Source organism: Desulfomicrobium norvegicum, from assembly GCF_900114595.1.
Lineage (GTDB): Bacteria > Desulfobacterota > Desulfovibrionia > Desulfovibrionales > Desulfomicrobiaceae > Desulfomicrobium > Desulfomicrobium macestii.
Window position 1 is genome coordinate 341118 of record NZ_FOTO01000003.1, and the last position, 19090, is coordinate 360207.

The 19090-nt window shown below is 63.6% G+C and carries 11 protein-coding genes; all 11 read right to left on the reverse strand.

All coding sequences use genetic code 11. From position 1 onward, the window contains the following. Window positions 1-13: 13 nt before the first annotated feature. Window positions 14-376 carry a response regulator gene (locus BMZ24_RS07490; protein ID WP_092190820.1) on the reverse strand — a complete coding sequence of 121 codons (363 nt, stop codon included), beginning with the start codon at window positions 374-376 and terminating at the stop codon, window positions 14-16. Continuing rightward, window positions 373-690 carry an STAS domain-containing protein gene (locus BMZ24_RS07495; protein WP_092190822.1) on the reverse strand — a complete coding sequence of 106 codons (318 nt, stop codon included), beginning with the start codon at window positions 688-690 and terminating at the stop codon, window positions 373-375. The genes BMZ24_RS07490 and BMZ24_RS07495 overlap by 4 nt, the downstream gene beginning before the upstream one ends. A 101-nt stretch (window positions 691-791) precedes the next feature. Next, window positions 792-1283, reverse strand: coding sequence for a chemotaxis protein CheW (locus BMZ24_RS07500; RefSeq protein WP_092190824.1), 492 nt, complete (start codon window positions 1281-1283; stop codon window positions 792-794). Between the two features lie 19 nt (window positions 1284-1302). Further along, the gene (locus tag BMZ24_RS07505; protein ID WP_092190826.1) at window positions 1303-2967 is read right to left on the reverse strand and encodes a methyl-accepting chemotaxis protein; all 1665 of its coding nucleotides are present in this window, start codon (window positions 2965-2967) and stop codon (window positions 1303-1305) included. A 124-nt stretch (window positions 2968-3091) separates the two neighbouring features. Beyond that, window positions 3092-5044 (reverse strand): methyl-accepting chemotaxis protein, encoded by a 1953-nt coding sequence (locus tag BMZ24_RS07510; RefSeq protein ID WP_092190828.1) that lies wholly within the window; start codon window positions 5042-5044, stop codon window positions 3092-3094. Between the two features lie 61 nt (window positions 5045-5105). Next, on the reverse strand, window positions 5106-6188 hold the full coding sequence (locus tag BMZ24_RS07515; protein WP_092190830.1) for an HD domain-containing phosphohydrolase: 1083 nt from the start codon (window positions 6186-6188) through the stop codon (window positions 5106-5108). Window positions 6189-6402: 214 nt separating this feature from the next. Continuing rightward, the gene (locus BMZ24_RS07520) at window positions 6403-7803 is read right to left on the reverse strand and encodes a sigma-54-dependent transcriptional regulator (RefSeq protein ID WP_092190832.1); all 1401 of its coding nucleotides are present in this window, start codon (window positions 7801-7803) and stop codon (window positions 6403-6405) included. Further along, window positions 7800-9458 carry a hybrid sensor histidine kinase/response regulator gene (locus BMZ24_RS07525; protein WP_092190834.1) on the reverse strand — a complete coding sequence of 553 codons (1659 nt, stop codon included), beginning with the start codon at window positions 9456-9458 and terminating at the stop codon, window positions 7800-7802. Before BMZ24_RS07525 ends, BMZ24_RS07520 begins: the two co-directional genes overlap by 4 nt. 167 nt (window positions 9459-9625) lie before the next feature. Further along, window positions 9626-11224 carry a sigma 54-interacting transcriptional regulator gene (locus tag BMZ24_RS07530; protein WP_092190836.1) on the reverse strand — a complete coding sequence of 533 codons (1599 nt, stop codon included), beginning with the start codon at window positions 11222-11224 and terminating at the stop codon, window positions 9626-9628. Between the two features lie 26 nt (window positions 11225-11250). Beyond that, entirely contained in the window at window positions 11251-13632 is a 2382-nt protein-coding gene (pbpC, locus tag BMZ24_RS07535) for a penicillin-binding protein 1C (RefSeq protein WP_092190838.1), read from the reverse strand. Beyond that, window positions 13629-18986, reverse strand: coding sequence for an alpha-2-macroglobulin family protein (locus tag BMZ24_RS07540; RefSeq protein WP_161949075.1), 5358 nt, complete (start codon window positions 18984-18986; stop codon window positions 13629-13631). Before BMZ24_RS07540 ends, pbpC begins: the two co-directional genes overlap by 4 nt. Window positions 18987-19090 lie beyond the last annotated feature (104 nt).

The following is a 19090-nucleotide window of genomic DNA, read 5'->3' on the forward strand; positions in this document are numbered from 1 at the left end:
CCGGGTTGATGGGCTAGCGCAGCAGTTTTCTGGCCACTGCCAGGAGCTGATCCGGTTTGAAGGGCTTGATGATCCAGCCGGTGGCCCCGGCCGCTTTGCCCTCTTCCTTGGCGGAGGCCTGCGATTCCGTGGTCAGCATAACAATGGGCGTAAACTTGTACTGCGGCGTGGCGCGTACGGCGCGGATGAGTTCGATGCCGCCCATGCCGGGCATGTTCAGATCGGTCAGAATCATGTCCACGGCACCGGACAGCCTGGCCATGGCGTCCTTGCCGTCGCGGGCTTCGATGACGGCGTAGCCGGCTTCCTTCAGGGTCAGGCTGACCATCTGGCGGATGCTGGCCGAGTCGTCGACGGTCATGATGGTCTTGCTCATGCGTCATCCCCCGAACGGGCCGAGAGTTCCCTGATGATATCGGCCGCTCCCAGAACTCCGGCAGTGTCGGTCACGTGCGTGGGCAGGTTTGCAATTCTGACGTTCCTGTCCGGACATTTGATCAGGGCGGACAGGATCTGGACAAAGGAAAGGTCGATCCGGGCCGACTCCCCCAGGTCAATGGTCACGTCGCGATCCTGGGACAGGCGGGCCAGCAGTTCGGCGTGGATTTCCCTGGAATGTTCCACAATGAGGTCGCCGGACAATTTTACGACTACATGTCCTGGATCGGCCGTGGCGGTGCACGAAAACATCGAAGTCTCCTGACGGGTGTATGTTCTTTCCGTTCCGCCGGTCCGTGAGGATTCCTGCGGCTCGGAATCTTGGGGTTGGGGCGCCGCGGGGGCGCCCCTGGTCATGAATCGGTTTCGAGGGGTTCGGCCTCACCCGGCAAGGAGAGTTCTCCGGGGGAGAAGACCTTGGCGATGTCGAGGATCATGATGAACTCCTCGTTCTGCTTGCCCATGCCGCTGAGGAAATCCGGACGGATGGACGTGCCCATGCGCGGCGGCGGGGTTATCTGTTCGTTCGCCATTTCAAAGACTTCGAGCACGGAGTCGACGATGGCGCCCATGTGGCACTTCTCGCCCTCGATCTCCACGTCCACGATGATGATGCACGTGCTTACCGTGTCCCGGGCCGTGGGCATGTCGAACTTGATGCGCAGGTCGACCACGGGCACGGCGTGGCCGCGCAGGTTGATGACCCCGCGCATGAACGGGGGAGTCCTGGGAATGCGGGTCACGGGCACGAGTTCGATGACTTCGCGCACGAAGCCCGTTTCCAGGGCGAAAACATCCTCGCCCAGGGCGAAGGTCAGATATTGCTTGATAGCGTTGTCATTCATTTGTCATCCCGTCCTCTGGTTAGAAGCGTTCGAATTCGTCGTCTTCATTGTCGCGCCCCATGTCCAGGGCCAGGCCGCCGACAGGAAAGCTGGAAGTCATCGCCTTGAGCGCTTTAGGGGCAGGCTGTGGCCGATTTCGGCGAGTCGTTTGGCGGACGGTTTTGCCCGTATCGGTACCGAGACGGAAGAAAGCGATGGTGCTTTGCAGTTGTTCGGCCTGACTGGACAGCTCCTCGGATGTGGAGGCCATCTCCTCGGAGGCCGAGGCGTTCTGCTGGATGACTTGATCGAGCTGCTGCAAGGCCTTGTTGATCTGCCCCGCTCCGGCGTTCTGTTCGTTGGACGCGGCGGAGATCTCCTGCACCAGTTCGGCCGTGCGCTGGATGTCCGGAACCAGCTTGGTCAGCATCTGGCCAGCCTGATCGGCCACGACCACCGTGGAAGAAGACAGTGCGCTGATTTCGGCTGCGGCCGTGCCGCTGCGTTCGGCCAGCTTGCGTACTTCCGCCGCGACCACGGCAAAACCCTTGCCGTGCTCCCCGGCGCGGGCGGCCTCGATGGCGGCATTGAGGGCCAGCAGGTTGGTCTGGCGGGCGATTTCTTCGACGATGGAGATTTTTTCGGCGATTTCCTTCATGGCGTCCACAGCCTGGACCACTGTCTTGCCGCTCGCGTCGGCGTCTTGGGCGGCCTTGAGGGCGATCTTTTCCGTCTGCGCGGCATTGTCGGCGTTTTGCCTGATATTGGCGGCCATTTGCTCCATGCTGGAGGAGACTTCCTCCACGGACGCGGCCTGTTCCGTCGAGCCCTGGGAGAGTTGCTCGGCCGATGCGCTCATTTCCTCCGAGCCCGATGCCACGTTTTCCGAGGCGCCCTGTACTTCGGCCACGGTGTCGCGCAGGCGTTCGCACATGCGTTTGATGTCGGCATAGACGCCGATATGGTGCGCGGTGTCATTGAAGGCGATGGTCAGGTCCCCGCTTGCGACCCGTTCCGCGACGGAGGCGATAACGCCCGGTTCGGTGCCCAGCTGGCGGGTGATGATCCGGCCCACGAGAAAAGCGACCAGGAGGCCGATAAGGACGGCGGCGATATTGGCGACGAGGATGGACGTGCGGGCATGGGCGTATGTTGTGTCGGCCTCGGCACTGGCGGCATCCGAGGCGCTCTTCTGGAGATGGATGATCTTGTCCAGGGCGTCCTTGGCCGCGTAGTATTCGGCCCGTGATGTCCCACGCATGGCCGTGACCGCTTCCTTGGTCTTCATGGCGCGGGACAAGGCTATGATCGATGCGTGCTCCTTGATGTAGAGATCCCAATGATTCTTGTACTCCTGGTAGAGACGCTGCTCTTCTTCCAGAGAAGGAAGTTTCTCATACGCAGTCCTGACATTTTGTATGTCCGTTTTGTATTGTTCAATACGTTCTTCGTATTCAGACATGCTTTTTTCATCTTCGGAAATCGCATGTCCATATTCCGCATTGCGTACCTCTAGGATCAGGGAATTGAGCTCCCCGCAGGCCTGGACGCTGGGAAGCCAGACGGTGCTGATTTCCGTGGATTTGTCGTTGATGTCGGACATCTCCGTGCTTGCGAACCAGCCAAGCCCGGCCATGATGGCCAGAATGACTCCAAAGGACAGGACAAGCTTGCTCATGATGCGCATGTTGATAAACCATTGCATGGAAATACTCCTTTCAGGCGGTTATCTTCGTGTGTTGACTGTAAAAACCGTGTGCTGCGGCAGGCGACCCGGCCAGGTGCGGCGTCCCGGCCTCTGGTTTCTGCCCCCCGCACGGCCGTTGTTCCTAGATCTTGAATTGTCCCACCAAGGCGCTGAGATCTTCAGCGAGCCTGGACAACTCCTCGGCACTCGTCTGGACCTGCTCCCCGCCCGAACGGATGTCGTTCGTGATGGTGTCGACGGCCGTGATCTCTCCGGTGATGTCCCGTGAAACCGCGGACATCTCCGTGGATCTCATATTGGCGTCCTGCACATCCTCGGTCGCCTGGGCGATGTTGCTGGCCACCTCGCGTGTGACGGCGGACTGCTCCTCGATGGCGGCGGCGATGTTCGCCACGATGGAATTCACCTCGCCGATGACCTTCACGATGCGGTCGATGTCGCTCACGGCGTTGCCTGTGGCGAATTGAATGCCGCCGATCCGTTCCCTGATGTCGTTGGTCGCTTCGGCTGTCTTGAGGGCCAGTTCCTTGATTTCATTGGCGACCACGGCAAACCCGCGTCCCGCTTCACCCGCCCTGGCCGCCTCGATGGTGGCGTTCAAGGCCAGCAGGTTGGTCTGCGACGATATGGCGGCGATGGTTTCCGTGACCTTGCCGATCTCCTGCGCGGCGTCTCCGAGCTGCCGCAGCACGGAGGCGAAGCTGTCCACCTGCCGCGCGGCGTCTTCCGACGTGCCGCTCGCGCGCTCGGTGTTGCCTGCGATCTCGCTGATGGTCGATGTCATCTGCTCGGTGGCTGCGGCAACGGAAGCGAGATTCGACGTGGTTTGCTCCATCCCGGTGGCCACAGACGCCATGTTCGAGTTCATCTCTTCCGAGGCCGAGGCCACCGTGGATGTCTTGGAGGACAGGGACCGGACGCTCTGGGTTGTCTGGCTGCTCACCGCCGACAGTTCCGTGGCCGAGGAAGCCACGGTGCGGGCGTTGTCGGCGATGCCGGCGATGATGGTCTGGAGTTTCGTGACGAAATTATTGAAATGTTGCGACAGTTGGCCGAGTTCGTCGTTTGTCTCGACAGGCAGGCGCTTTGTCAGGTCTCCTTCGCCTTCGGAAATGTCCTTGAGCAGGTTGGCGCAGGTTTTGACCGGGTTCAAAACCCCTCTGGCGATGAGGATCGCCGTGCCGATGCCGACGGCGAAGAAGAGCAGGGAGGCCAGACCGATCATCCAGCGCATCTGGTGGATAGGAGCCAGAATTTCCTCGGCCAGGCCTCCGACCGCGATGGACCATCCTGTGCCCTCGATGGGCGCGAACCCGAAGAAGCGGTCCTTGCCCATGAACGGGTACTGCTCGAAGCCGGTCTCGCCCTTGGTCATGCGTCGAAGCATTTTCGCCACATCCACGAAGTCGGGGTTGGTCTTGCTTTCCTCGATGAAGTTGCGTTGATCCAGGACGAACTGGCGGTTGGCGTGGGCAATGGCTGCCCCGTTGTCGTCGACGATATAGGAATAGCCGTGTTGGCCGTATTTGATGCCGTCGGTGATGTCGCTGAGCAGATTCGCGTCGAGGCGTGCGACAAGAACCGCCTGGACGTTGGAAGCATGGTCCGTGATCGGCGTCGCGGCCATGATGACCGGGGTATTTGTCACTCTGCTGATGATGACGTTCGAGAAGGTTGTCCGGCCGGCCAGGGCCTGCTTGAAGTAGTCTCTGTCGCTCAGGTCCGCAGTGCTTTCATCGGAGTAACGGGCCAGGCCGTCCGGTTCGACGATGCCCATTCCCAGATATTTCATCCTGGCGATCTCGTTCTCCAGCGCCGGTCGTTGCCGGCTCCATTCCATGGAACGGATCACATCACGATTGGCAATGCCTTGCAGAACGGCGACGTGGTAATCCAGACGGTTTTTGGCGAGTTGCCCGCCGTATTTGGCCACGGCGACGATGTTTTCCTCGGCCTGGGTAAAAGTGGCATGCTTGGCACGGTCAAAGGCAATGTAGCCGAGCCCGCAACAAACCAGGCTGACAAGAAGCAGCATTCCGCCAATCAGTTTTGTTCGAATCGTGAGTTTTGCCATGGTGTCTGTCTCCGCATTGTTTCATGTATTTGGTTATTGATGCGTCTCATTGGATACACGGTCACATGCATTGCGAGTGTTCGTTTCTGGCGATGGCGGAGAGAACTCCCGACCTGTTGGCCGCGGTGAAGGCGCAGGCGCAGAGGGGGCAGAGCGTTTTTCCGGCTTCGCGGATGATGTGGGCCATGGCCTCCTCGTGCGAAAGCGCCTGCCGGTAGGGACGGTCCGAGGTGAGCGCTTCGTAGATATCGGCCACGGAAAGGATGCGGGCTTCGAGCAGTATTGCGTCCTGTTTGAGACCGCGTGGATAGCCCGTGCCGTCGTAGCGTTCGTGATGCTGGAGGACGATTTCCGCCACCGGCCCATGGAAAGGGATGTCCTTGAGAATTTCGAATCCCGTTTCCGGGTGGATCTTGACCTGTTCGAACTCTTCCGGCGTGAGTCTGCCCGGCTTGTTCAGAATTTCTCCCGGGACGCTGACCTTGCCGATATCGTGGAGGTTTCCGGCCACGCGCAGGGTTTCGATGCGGTTCTGGGGCAGGCACATGGCATGTCCCAGGGCCATGGCGATGCGCGCCACGCGTTCGCTGTGGCCGGCGGTGTAGGGGTCCTTCTGGGCTACGATGACGCCCAGGGCGTTGACCGTGGATTCAAGGGCTTGCTTGAGTTGCGCGTTGAGATCCCGCAATTCGTGGGTTTGTTGCTGTATTTCGTCTTTCAAGGCTATCTGGACATGGCGGCTTTCCCGATCAAGGCGCGCTTTATTCATGGCCGAGTCGATGGCCTGCTTGATGCGCTCCATTTCCCGAATCGGTTTGGAAATGAAATCACTGGCGCCTTCGCGCAGTGTGCAGAGCGCTTCTTCCAGGCTGGCTGTTCCGGAAATGATGATGACCGGGGTATCGGGGGCGATGGCCTGCAACTGCGTGACGACCTGGTTCCCGTCACCGCCCGGCATGCGCAGGTCGGTGATGACGATATCGGGCCGTGCGTTATCGAAAATGCGCAAACCATCCGCTGACGATTCCGCCTCGAGAACTGCGTATCCGCTGTCGCGGAGGTAGTCGCCAACCAGAAGACGGTTCATCCGCTCATCGTCGATGAGCAGGACCGTAGGTGTTGTTGTTTGATTTGATGTGTCCATAGGGCACCTCCCGGATTGCGATAACCAAGAGACGTGCCATACTGTTTTTGTATTTTAAGATGATTTAAAACAGCGTGTTGGGAGGGGCGTGCGGAAAAGAGGGCGGTTTATGGAATCAACGTATCTTTATGTTCCATATGTCGCGGGAGGCGCAGGCCGTGTGGGCCGGGGACGGAAAGGAAACTCAAGATTTTGGAATGGGATCAATGTATCTTTACACGGACGAGGACGAGCGCCGTTTGAGCCGTGAATTCAGGGCCTGCGGCGTGATGCCCAGGAGCAGGGCCGCCCGACGTTGATTGCCTCCGGCACGTTTCATCGCTTCGGCGACAAGGGCCTCGGAGCCTTCGTGCAGGGTTGGAAGGCGCAGAAAGGTCGAGAACAGTTGATCTGGAGCGCAGCTTTGCTGTGCAGGCTGGATTTGGGACAGTTTCCCGGCCAGGGCGTGGAGGCCGGGCCGGCCGTTTTGAGATCTTCCCGCCGTGTCGAGGAGCAGGGCTCGCAGTTCGCGGATGTTGCCGGGGAATGCGTATTCACGCAGGAGTTCGAGCAGGCGGGCGGGGAATTCGATGGTGTGGCCGTATGTCTTTGCGGCCTGGGCCAGAAAATGATCCGTCAGGGGGGCGATGTCTTCAGGGCGATGCCGCAGGGGAGGGATGGTCAGGGAGTGGGTGGCGATGCGGAAATAGAAATCGGCGCGAAAGCGTTGAGCATCTTTCAATTCATCGACGGGTCGATTGGTGGCCGAGATGATTCTTGCGGTCAGGGGTTTGGGTCGGTCCGCCCCCATGGGGAAGAATTCCCTTTCCTGCAGGACGCGCAACAGTTTGATCTGAGCCTGCAGAGGCAGGTCTCCAATTTCATCCAGAAAGAGCGTGCCCCCGGCGGCCCGCTCCATGAAGCCGCCGCGCGCCCGGTCCGCGCCGGTGAAGGCTCCCCGCACATGGCCGAAAAGAGTGTCGGAAAAGGCCTGGTCGTCGAGTCCGGCCACGTTTACGGCCACGAACTCCCCCTTGCGGGCGCTGGCATTGTGGATGGCCCGGGCCAGCAATTCCTTGCCTACACCTGTTTCTCCCATGATGAGCACCGGCTCCGGGCTTGTGGCGATGGCTTCGCAATATTGGAAGATGCGCAACATGGCCGGGCTGCAGGTGACGAATTCATGGAAGGCTTCGGATTTGGGCGGAGCCGGACTCAGGAATCCGGAGGAAAGGTTGCGGCGCTCCCGGCGCATGGTGCGCAGTTCGAAGGCCCTGGTCAGGGCGGAGACGATGCGTTCCGAGTCGGCGGGCTTGCGGATGTAGTCGTAGGCGCCTTTGCGCATGCATGAAACTGCCAGGTCCACGTCGTCGACCCCGGTGACCATGATCACGGGCAGGTCGGGCTGGAGGTTCAAGAGCCCTTCGAGGATCTCGTCACCCTTGCGGCCGGGCATGAGCACGTCCAGGAGCGCGGCCTCGACTTCCCTGTCCTGGGCGATATCCAGCGCTGTCGAGCCATCGGGGCAGAGAATGGTGTTTGTGATTCCGGCCAGGGCCAGTGTGAGCCTCAGGCTGGCCAGGATTTCTTCTTCATCATCCACCAGCAGGACGGGATGGGCGGGGTAAAGGTTCATGTTCCCGTCTCCATTGTCGGAAGCGTCACCCGGGCCAACGTGCCTCCGCTCTCTACGGGTTCAAAGCAAAGTTCCCCTCCGTGGGAGTCGATGATGGTCTTGCTGATGGCAAGCCCGAGTCCGAGCCCTCCGCAGTCGCGTTTGGTGGTGAAGAAGGGATCGAAGATGTGTTCCATCACCTGCGGGGAAATTCCCGTCCCTTCGTCGCGGACTGCCAACTCCAGTTGGTGCGGACTCTGCCTGCGCAAGCGGACATGGATACCTGCGCTTTTGTCCGGCAGGGCTTCGGCGGCGTTCATGAGCAGATTGATGAAAACCTGCTCCAGTTGTTGTTGCCTGCCCTTTACTGGAGAAAGGTCATCTTCGATGAAAAGTTCCAGGCGGTCCGTGGCGTTTTTGAGCCTGTTGTGCAGCAGGGAAATGGCGGCGCGCAGGACATCCCCCACGTTGACCGGCAGGTCGATGCCCTGGGTGTCCGTCCGGGCGAAATCCTTCATGTGCTGGACAATGTCGCGGATACGGTCCGAAGCCCCGATCATGCCGCCCAGCAGGCGCGGGATTTCCGTATCGAGCTGCCCCATGCTCATGCCGCCGATGGAAATGGAGGCGATTTCAGGAACCGACTCGTCAAGCTGTTCACGGAGCAGCTTCCATATCTGCTCCAGGGCCTGTGCGTTCAGCCGCAGGAGATGGTTGGGGTTGTTGATCTCGTGCGCCACACCGGCCGCCAGGGTGCCAAGCGAGATCAGCTTGTCGGCCTGGATGAGCTTGCGCTGGTTGTCCTTTTCCCTCTCGGCAGCGGCGATACGCTCGGTTATGTCTTCGGTGATGCCCGCGACGCGGGTGAAGACCCCGTCGGTGTCGGCGATGGGGAATATCTTGGATCGCAGCCAGCGGATCTCCCCGTCGGGCCTGATGAACTTGAAATGTTCATCGGCGGAATTTTCCATGGTCTTGAGCCGAAAGAAGTCTTGGGCGCGACCATGGTCATCGGGATGGATGCGGTCGGCCAGATTTCTGATGTCATGCATAATGGCTTCCTCGGACACTCCGAGAATGTCTTCGCAGGCCTTGCTGACATAGAGTATGCGCGGGGGATTGAGCTGCTGGAGCCAAAATATTTCTTTTATGTTTTCGACAAGTTGGCGGAAAAGCGATTCGCTCTCCCGGAGCTTGCGGTTGGTTTCGGCCAGCTCGGCGGTGCGTTCGAGAACCCGTTTTTCCAACTCCTGCGCATATTCGCGGCGCTCCTGCAGCAGATCGAGGCGTTCCCAGGCCTTGTCCAGGGCCAGGTCAAGGAGGGCGAAATCGAGGATCGGCTTGGTCAGAAAGTCCGACGCCCCGGCGCGCAGAGCCTTGATGACATCGTGCATGTCGCCGGCTCCGGAAACGATGATGACCGGAATCTCGGATGATTTTTCCCTGATTCCGGCCAGGATGGCATGCCCGTCCATGTCGCCGAGCCGCAGATCGAGCAGCACAGTCTCGTGACGGTCGATGTCGAGCAGGCGCAGCCCTTCAGCTCCGCTTGCGGCCTCGTCGACGCAGTGACCGTTGTCTTTGAGATGGTCGGCGACGGTCAGGCGGATGAACTCCTCGTCCTCGATGATGAGGATGGATCGTTGGGATGGTTTGGATTTGGTGCTGTGCTCCATGATCTACTCTCGTATCACCGAGAGGGGTGAAGGAAAAGAGGGAGGGCTGATTGTGGCCTGGCGCCGCAAAGGTGGACTCTGTGTGAAAGAGGGGGCGTTTTGAGTGGCTCTCGACAACGGGATTTGAGGCGCGCCTGAAATTTTCCTCGAATATCGAATAGTTGAATCTATTCGACGCGCAGCGGCCTGGACACGCGCAGGCCGTGTTTCCTGATCTTGTTCAGGATGGCGGTGTGGGACAGGCCCAGGGTTCGGGCGGCCTGGCGGATGCTTTTGGCCCGGGTCAGGGCGTTTTCAAGGATGTCTTTTTCCAGGCGGTCCAGCTGCTCCCTGATGGGTTTGCCCGGTTCGGCGGCCTGGACCTGCCGGGTCTGGCCCGGGATGCCGTCGCCGAGTTCGTGGGCCAGGATCAGGAAGCGTTCGTCAATGTTCTCCGTCGGACAGAGGATGGCGGCGCGATCGACCACGTTCTTGAGTTCGCGCACGTTCCCCGGCCAGTGGTGGGCGCGCAGCTTGTCCAGGCCCTTGGCGGTGACGGCCTTGGCCGGACGCCCCATGCGCGAGGCCAGGGTGAACAGGAAATGCTCGGCCAGGAGGCCTAAGTCGTCCAGACGTTCCTGCAAGGGCGGGATATGGATGGGCAGGACGTTGATGCGGTAGTACAGGTCTTGCCGGAAGGTTCCCTCCTCGACCATTTTCTCCAGATTGCCGTTGGTGGCGGTGATGATCCGTGCCCGAATGGGAATTTCCCGCGATCCTCCGATGCGTCGTACGCAGTGGTCCTGCATGACCCGCAGGATCTTGGCCTGGGAAGCCAGGGGCATGTCGCCGATCTCGTCCAGAAAGACAGTGCCCTCCCCCGCGACCTCGAACAGGCCGGGTTTGCCGTCCCTCAGGCCGCCGGTGAAGGCTCCGCCCACGTAGCCGAAGAGCTCGCTTTCCAGCAATTGCTCGGGCAGGGCCGCGCAGTTGATGGGCACAAAGGGCCCGGACCGTCCGCTTGCCGTGTGCATGGCCCGGGCGAAGAGCTCCTTGCCCGTGCCGGAAGCTCCGCGAATGCAGACGATGGAGTCCGTGGCCGCGATGAGCTGGGCGTAGCCGATGAGGTTGTTGATGTTCTGGTTCTGGCCGACGATGTCCGAAAAGCTGATCTGGGCGGGTTCGGAGATGCTGCGGGCCAGCATGCGGATCTCCTGCATGTCCTTGGCGATCTCCACCGCCCCGATGATGTGCCCCTGGGCGTCGCGGATGGGGCGGCAGGTGGCGAAATACTGAAAGCGTCCCGAAGGCGTGACCAGGGTGCGTTTCACGTCTCCGCTTTCTCTTCCGGCGAGGCTGTCCAGAATGGCCGAATCCCCGAGGTCCAGTTCGCGCACGTCCATGCCGGGCACGCTGTCCTGGTCCAGGTTCAGGATCTGGCAGGCGGCGGCGTTGATGGTCGTGACCCGTCCGGCCGCGTCCACGGCCACGACTCCGTCCGCGATGTTGTCCAGAACCACGCGCAGCCGTCTGGCCTGTTCCTCCTGGGGCAGGGTGTCGATGGGGCGCGAGGTGAGCAGGCCCGGGATGTCCCCGAGTGCCTCGGGCAGGTCCGTGGGCAGGGCTTCGGGCTGCCGGTCTTCCGCCTCCACGTAGACATGGGCCAGATCGTCCACGCGGTCCACTTCCATGGCCACGATGTTGAACTTGCGGTCGGCGATGCGGCGGGACAGGTCGGCGACGATGCCGACGCGATCCTGGAAGACGAGATGCAGCTTGATGGCCATGGACCCTCCGGAATGAGCCCTGCCTATCAGGGCTCATCCCGGCTGCCAAGGCCGGGCTCGGCTGCCGGGCGCACCGTGAAGGTCGTGCGCGCGCCGCGTCCGTGATCGTCGGTGACCACGACCTCGTGCGTGCCGCTTTGCAGGGGAATGAAGCAGGGCGTCTCGGGAGCGGTTTGTCCCACGTGGCGGCCGTCCACATACCAGTAATGAACCGTCGCGCCCGCTGCCCCGGCCGCAGTCAGCGCCAGCCGCTGAAACTTTTGGGGCGCGTCGGGGCGGGCCTGGTAGGGCGTGCTCGCGGACGGGGACTGGATGACCGGGCCGCCCTCATCCGGCACGTCTGGACAGTCGGGGTCGATGCCAGGCAGCCCCGGCAGGCTGAGGCCCTGGGCGCGGCGAAAGGCCACCAGCTCGGGAGGCCAGACAAGAGCGGTCTCTTTTCGCGAGTCCTTCATGAGCAGGCAGTCTCCGTGCAGGCGCAGGCCCGACCCGGGGCTGACGAAGATCTCTTTGTGCATGCCGCAGACCGGGAGCATGGTCACCCCGGCGATGGCGTCGGCCGTGGTGAGAGGGCAGCCGGGGCCGGGGCGTTCCCTGCTGACGGCGCAGACCTGGATGCGTTGCAGCGCGGGGGTGGGGAACGAGGGCAGGCGCGTCGTACCGGGGGAGAGGGCCCGGAAGAGATCGAAGAGCAGGGGACCGGCGTGGCGCGCCCCCGAGATGTTCATGCATTGCGAACCGTCGGGATTGCCGACCCAGACCCCGATGGCCAGGTCGCGGCTTACGCCCACGGCCCAGGCGTCGCGGTGTCCGAACGAGGTCCCGGTCTTCCAGGCGACCTTGGGGGCCTGAAGGGTGAACTCCCAGGCGTCGGGCAGGTCGGGTCTTCTGGTCGTGGCCAGGATGCCAAGGGTCATGGCCGAGGCCTCGGGGGAGAAAAGCCGGACGTCCTTTTCGCGCCGGTCCGGGCCCCCGGCCAGGGGGGAAACGGGACGGTGCAGGCCCGCCGCGGCCAGGGTGGCGTACAGGTTGGTCAGTTCCAGCAGCCTCACCTCGCAGCCGCCCAGGGCCATGGACAGCCCGTAATGGCTCGCCGGTCTGTCCAGGGTGGAGAGGCCGCCTTCGCGCAACAGTCCGTGGAAGGGGGCAAGCCCGCAGCGGTTCAGCAGACGCGCCGCAGGGACATTGAGGGAGGTGGCCAGGGCCGTGCGCGCGCTGACCAGGCCCTGAAAATTCTGGCCGTAGTTTTCCGGGACGTAGCCCGCGAAATCCGTGGGCACGTCAAGGAGCATGGAGTCCGGCACGAGGTGTCCCTGGTCGAAGGCCAGGGCGTAGAGAAAGGGTTTCAGGGTCGAGCCGGGCGAGCGCCTGGACAGGGTATTGTCGACCTGCCCCTGCCGGGAATCGTCCCAGAAGTCCGCCGATCCGGCGTAGGCCAGGATCTGGCGGGTCTTAATGTCGAGCACCACCGCCGCCGCATTGCCGATGGCCTGACGGCGCAGGCCGTCCATGCGTCCCTTGATCAGGGCCTCGGTGATGTCCTGGGCGCGTCTGTCCAGACTGCTCAGGATCACGGGCGATTCGGGAAGGCGTGAGCGCACCCAGCGGCTGAAATGCGGTGCGTCCTGTGGCACTGCGAAGCGGCGGCCGGGCAGCGGGCGGGTCTTGCTCTCGGCCACGCGTGCCGGATCGAAGACGCCGTGCGCGGCGAAGCGGTCCAGGACCCGGTCCCGGACCTCCCGCGCGAGCCCGGGGTTTCGGATCGGGTTGTAGCGGGTCGGCGAGCGCGGCAGTACCGAGAGCAGGGCGATCTCCCCGAGGGAGAGGGTGTCCGGGGCCTTGCCGAAATAATGCCAGGCGGCGGCTCCGACTCCGACCACGTTGGAGCCGAAGGGGGCCAGATTGACGTACCAGAGCAGGATTTTTTCCTTGGGGTGATGCCAGCACAGCTGCAGGGCGCGCAGCGCCTCAACGACCTTGGCACCTAGCGTGCGCGGGCGCGGGTCGGCCAGACGGGCGACCTGCATGGGGATGGTCGAGGCCCCGCTTATGATCCGTCCGTGCCGGACATTGACCCACAGCGCGCGCAACACGGACAGCGGATTGATGCCCGGATGAAGGAAGAAATGGCGGTCCTCGGAATCAATGAGGGCCGCGGTCAGGTCCGGGGAGACTTCGCTTAAGGTCAGGGGGAAGCGCCACATCCCGTCGGCGGCCAGAAAGAAGCGCAGCGGCTTGCCGTCCCGGTCCAGGACGCGGACGGCGGCCGGGGCCTCAAGACGCTCCACGGGAAAGGGAAAGAGGCGGTCAAGGGCCAGCCCAAGGCAGGCCGGGAGTCCCAGGATCAAAATGAGGATCGCGGCGGCCTTTCGCCATGGAGCCGCCGCGATCCACCTGAGTCTGTTCATGGGGCCGGCGCTTCCCTGTGGACGGTAATGGCCTCAAGCGCGCCACCGCCGCGCAGGCCGGGATGGTACATGGCCTCGGCCTGCACTGGGGGCAGGGCGAACCGGCCCGGAGTCACCGCCCTCAGCACGCTGTAGCGCGTCTTCCAGCCGTTTCCGTCGAGATTGGTGAAGACGAGGATGCGGTCGTCGCGCAGATCCTGATGGCCTTCCATGAGGGTCTCTTCCGCCATCCAGTCCAGCCGCTCCGTGGTCGCCAGGCGCGGATTTTCCACTTCCAGTCCTGCGGGCAGGAGACTTTGCACGACCACGTTGTCGATGCGTCCGGAGGTGCTGCGCACCCTGGTGCGCATGAGGATCAGATCGCCCTGGCGCACGCCGTTGTCCACCAGCGCCTGCCCGTCTTCGCGCAGCAGCGTCTGCTCCACCTCGATCCCCCGGCTGAAGGCGGCATGGGACGCGGCCCTTGGCGTGGCCGAGGTCAGCACGGTGGCGAAGACGGTCCGGTCGGCAGGCGTTTTTTCAAGGGTCAGCGCCCCTGCGGTTGGGATGTTTTCCCGCATGAAGAGCTTCGTGTCCCCGAAGGTCTGCGCGCCGTCCGGCCAGGCCAGGGTACCCGCGAAGGGACGCCCGTCGTCCAGGGCGGACAGGTATTTGCCCATGGCCATGAAGGCCAGGCTCGTCTCCTGGGTCGAATGCCATTCGCCCCGGCCAAGTTCTCCTGAAAGCCGGGTCATGAGTTCCGGCAGCATGGGATCATCGGGGACGCTCTCAAGGAGGATGAGCGCGATGAGCGCCCGGTCACGCAGGCCCGAGCCCAGGTTGCCGCCGCTCTCCCGGCGATCGTCGTCGACGGCCGGAGCCGCGTGCAGGAGCGCAAAGCCCGCGCCGTGGTTGCTTGTCTGCAGATAGGCTCCGGCCAGAAGGGTCCTGGCCACGCCGCTCAGGGACTTGTCAAAGGTCGTCCGCAGATAGTCCTGGCTGCCAAGATTGGGCTTCTTGCCCAGCGCCAGGACATAGAGCGCGTAGGCGGCCTGTTCGATTTTTTGCGGCGTGCTTCCCGGTTCGGGATTGGCCAGTGATTCAAGATGGTAGAACGCACTTTCGAGCATGCGTTCGGGGATCGTGTGTCCGGCCAGTCGGGCTTCCAGCAGGAAGTGGCAGACATAGGCCGAGACCCACGGGTCGGGATCGCTGTCTCCCGGCCAGAAGGCGTAGCCGCCGGACGGGGTCTGCATTGTCTGCAGGCGACGGATGGCCGCCTGAACCAGCCCGGCCGGACCGCCGGCATTGAAGTGTCCCGGCGCCAGTTCCCGGGCCAGGGCCCCGAAGTGCAGCAGCGGGAAGGCTTTGGACACGGTCTGCTCGGCGCAGCCGTAAGGATAGCCGAGCAGGTTCTCAAGATGCCCGGAGTAGCGCATGAGCGGCCGGGTGGAGAGGTGTACCGTGCGCTTGACCGAGCCCGGCAGGAAGCTGTCCGGCACAGGCGCGCCGATTTCGCCCGCTTCCGTCTCAAGGGTCGTGGTCTCCATGGTCCGGGTCACGGGCAGGGGCGAGCGCTGATCGAGCTCTTCCCCGGCCGTGGCGGTCTCACCGCCTCCCGTGGCGGTGAAGCTCAGGATGACCTTGCCCTCCTCCATGCCGCAGCGCAGGGGCAGATAGACCGTGTCTTCCTGGCCGGGTTCAAGGGTCAGGGGGGCGGGCATGGCTCCAAGCGTGGCCGGTCCGGTCACGCTCGCTCCGATGCGGAAGGAAGCGCCGGAGGGCGTGTCGTTGCGCAGGGTCAGGGGAATCTCGATCTCGTCCCCGAGGGACAGAAAGCGGGGCAGGGTCGGGGTCAGGACCAGCGGCGTGCGCACGCGGGTCATGGCCGTGCCCGTGCCGAAGCTCTTGCCCTGGTTGCCGACGGCGACGATGCGCAGCGCCCCCTGGAAATCGGGCAGGCGAACGCGGTGCGTGACGATCCCGGTGTGGTCGGCGTCGAGCACTCCGGACCAGAAGGTCACGGGCTTGACCCGGCGGATGCCTTCGGTGCGCATGAAGGAGGAGGCTCCGCCCAGATCGTCGCCGCCGCCGGCCAGAGGCCTTGCCGCGCTCACGTGCGGGAACATGAAGGCGAAGTTGTCGTAGCTGATCACGTCCAGGGCGCGCTGGGCGTAGAAATGGGCGAAGGGGTCCGGGTTTTTGCCCCCGGCCAGCTGCATGATGCCCTCGTCGACCACGGCCACGGTCAGCCGCGAGCGGGGGCTGGCCTGGAGCCGGATTTCAAGATCCGTCAGCGGCCGGACCTCGTCCGGGGCGTCGACGCGCAGGTCCATGCGGTTCGAGAGGCTGTCCACGAACAGGGCCGTGGCCCCGAAGGCCCGTCCCGCGCTGCCGGGCGTGATGTCCGTGGCCCGGCGGACCAGGGTGGCCGTGAGATGCACGTTGGGCTGCCAGTCCTCGCGCACCGGGATGCGCAGCTGGCCGGTGTTTCCGTTCAGTTCCACGATTTCAAGATGTTCCACGTTCCGGCCTTCGACGGTGACCAGCGCCTTGCCCGCGAACGGCGAGCGGATCTGGATGGAGGCCGTCTCTCCGGCGAGGTACCCTTCCTTGTCCGGAATAAGCTCCAGTCTGGCCGGGTTCTTGACCGCCCAGGGCGAGTAGCCCCAGCCGCCGCAGTAGAATTCCAGCTCCGAGGCCGCGCCGCTCGCCGGGTCGGTCAGGCGCACCCGGTAGGAGCCGTAATCCGGGGGCGTGACCGCGAAAGAGCCCGCGCCGTCGCCCGGCGCGACGCGCTGGGTCGAGATTTCCACGGGGTTGCGTACGGATTCGTAGCTGAAACCGGACTGTGTCCTGCGCATGACCGTCTGCCACTGGTCCTGAAAGAGGGTTGCGACCAGCTCCGGATGTGCGGTCTTCTCGCCGTCCGGGCTCACCGTCACGAACTCGAACACGGCCCGTTTGCGCGGCTCAAGCTCCATGGACCCTGGCCGCTTGATGCCGGGGTAGAGGGCGTAGGCGTGCACTGGGATGCGTTTTCTGGCGGTCACGCCGCGTCCGCCCTGTTCGCGCACGCGGCCGGTGAACTCGGCCCAGAGCGCCAGCGGCGGGGTCAGATCCTTCGGGATGCTCACGTCGAAGGCGGCCCGCCCGTCGGCGTCGAGGCGGGCTTCGGTGGCAAGGAGCGGCAGGGGCTCGAAGCTCTTGCCCGGATCGCCGAAGCTGTAGGCCTCAAAACCCTTGGGCGCGAAGTCGGCGGCCAGCAGCCGCGCCTTGACCGAGACGGCCAGTTTAGATGCCGCAGGTCCGAAGAGATAGCGCGAGACGACCTCGAAGGGCAGAAGCTGGCCCGGTTCGCCCCGGGTCTGGGGCGAGGCGATCTCCACGCTCAGGCGGTCGGGGATGAACTCCTCCACTTGATAGGCGTAGGAGCCGATGACCTGCCCGCCGCTCAGGGCCTGCAGAAGATAGTGCCCGGTCAGGGACCAGTCCGGGATGTCCAGACTCAGCCCGGCCATGCCCCGGTCCAGGACCAGGTTCAGGGTGCGCAGCAGGCGCCCCTCGGGGTCGCGCTGCTCCAGGGTCACGGGCAGATCGGGCGGGGTGCCGATGCGTCCGTCACGGACCAGCACGGCGGCGTCCAGGGTTTCGCCGGGACGGTAGATGTCGCGCTTGCCGTAGATATAGGCCTGCAATCCGGCCTGGCTGATTGATGCGCCGCTGACATCGAGGCCCGTGGTGTCGATGCGGAAGCGGTCCAGAACGATGAAGCTGAAGTCCTCGCCGTGTCGTGCCAGGATCATGGCCGGTGAGCCGAGTTCGTCGTCATGCCCCGCATAGGGGATGCGCGCCAGGCCGGCGGCGTTGGTGCGGGTGGTGCCGAGGACCTGGTTCCTGAAGCTCAGCAGCGTCAGTTCCACGCCGTCCAGGGCGCGCAGATCTCCGATGGAACTGGCCCAGACCAGAAAGCCCGCGCCGTCCTCCTTGGCCACCAGGCCGATGTCCGTGCGCAGAACCCAGCGCGTGGCGCCGCGATAGTCCGCGGGCAGGCTGAGGCCAAGCTTGTAGAGGCCCGGACGCTTGTCGGGGATGAGCTCGGACATGGACAGGGTCCGCTCCTGCACCTTGTTGGTGGCGGAGCTTACGCTGAACGTTTCGCGGTGGATTTCGCTGCCCAGATGATACGGCACGGAGTCCCGGGCGGCGGAGCTGTCGAAGATGGAATAGCCGTAGTCCTGGAAGAGGGTGCTCAGGTTGTTGGGGAAGACCCGGCTCACGGTCAGTTCCACCGTGTCGGCGTTGACGTATTCGACCCCCAGGAGCCCTTGCCCCTGTCGCGGCAGGAACATGCCGGCAGAAGAGAAGTCCACGCTCGGGGGCAGGTCCGGCATGCGCAGGTCCTGCCTGAAAGGAGCTTCAAGCACGGCTCCGTCCTCGGCCACAAGGCCCTTGGCGATGCGGACCGTGCAGGTGCTGCCGGGTTCGAGCTTGCCGCTCAGGGAGGCGGTCTTGCCGTGGGCCGAGACCGAGATCCGGGTCTCGGGCTCGATGCGCACCAGTTCGCGCAGGGATGCCGCGCTGACGGGCGCGGAAAATTCAAGGTCGATGCGCGACTGGTCCTTGTCGGCCTGTGGGCTGGCGCTGACGACCCGCAGCACCGGGTCCAGGCGCAGCTCGATGTCCCGGCGGAATTCCTGCCCGAGGGCCAGGCTCTTTTCGGCCACGGTCAGCTCCGGAGCCAGACGCAGGGTCAGGGTGCGCCCGGCCGTATCCTTGCGCACTGGCGCGCTGCGAAAGCCGAAGCTGGTCGTGCGCCACTGGGTCAAAAGCGAAAGCTCGACAGGGTCGCCGTCTTTTTCGCCAAGGCTCATGGCGGCCAAGAGATTCGCCGGGTCCACGGGCGCGTTGAAGACGATCCGGCCCTCCAGTTCGACCATGTCCGGCCCGGCTTCCGAGGCCAGTTCGTTCACGGTCATCTCCTGCACGGCAAAGCTTCCGGTGCGGATGAGCCGGGTGCGTTCCGCGTTCAGGATTTCATCCGGAAAGACCTCGGGGCTCAAGGTCAGGGAGTATTGCATGTCGAGGGGCAGGGGCGTCTGGGCCAGGAATTTCAGGGTGTAGGGATTGGTCCACACCCATTGCCCTTCGGCCTTGGGCTCGATACCGGCCGGCGCCGTCTGCGCGCGCATGGACTCCGGAACGGGCTGGTCGAATTCCACGGCCAGGGTGGTGCGCATGGCGCTGTCGAGGCTGACGCCGATCACGGACAGGGTCTTGGGTTCGTCGCTTGAGTCCTTGTCCAGGAGCAGCCAGGCCTGGCCTGCGATGACCAGAAGGAGCAGGGCGATGATCCAGTTCTTGGGATTGGACATGGGAACCTCACGCGCGTGATTGAGTGTTGCGGAACTCATGATCTGGCAAGGACCGGCTCAAAAAGCAAGGGCCGTCTTTTCAACGGGCGGGCTTTGCTCTACAT

Bases quoted from the DNA above. Each gene is read 5' to 3' on its own strand.
- BMZ24_RS07490 (WP_092190820.1), bottom strand. From the start codon at position 376: ATGAGCAAGACCATCATGACCGTCGACGACTCGGCCAGCATCCGCCAG.
- BMZ24_RS07495 (WP_092190822.1), bottom strand. From the start codon at position 690: ATGTTTTCGTGCACCGCCACGGCCGATCCAGGACATGTAGTCGTAAAA.
- BMZ24_RS07500 (WP_092190824.1), bottom strand. From the start codon at position 1,283: ATGAATGACAACGCTATCAAGCAATATCTGACCTTCGCCCTGGGCGAG.
- BMZ24_RS07505 (WP_092190826.1), bottom strand. From the start codon at position 2,967: ATGCAATGGTTTATCAACATGCGCATCATGAGCAAGCTTGTCCTGTCC.
- BMZ24_RS07510 (WP_092190828.1), bottom strand. From the start codon at position 5,044: ATGGCAAAACTCACGATTCGAACAAAACTGATTGGCGGAATGCTGCTT.
- BMZ24_RS07515 (WP_092190830.1), bottom strand. From the start codon at position 6,188: ATGGACACATCAAATCAAACAACAACACCTACGGTCCTGCTCATCGAC.
- BMZ24_RS07520 (WP_092190832.1), bottom strand. From the start codon at position 7,803: ATGAACCTTTACCCCGCCCATCCCGTCCTGCTGGTGGATGATGAAGAA.
- BMZ24_RS07525 (WP_092190834.1), bottom strand. From the start codon at position 9,458: ATGGAGCACAGCACCAAATCCAAACCATCCCAACGATCCATCCTCATC.
- BMZ24_RS07530 (WP_092190836.1), bottom strand. From the start codon at position 11,224: ATGGCCATCAAGCTGCATCTCGTCTTCCAGGATCGCGTCGGCATCGTC.
- pbpC (WP_092190838.1), bottom strand. From the start codon at position 13,632: ATGAACAGACTCAGGTGGATCGCGGCGGCTCCATGGCGAAAGGCCGCC.
- BMZ24_RS07540 (WP_161949075.1), bottom strand. From the start codon at position 18,986: ATGTCCAATCCCAAGAACTGGATCATCGCCCTGCTCCTTCTGGTCATC.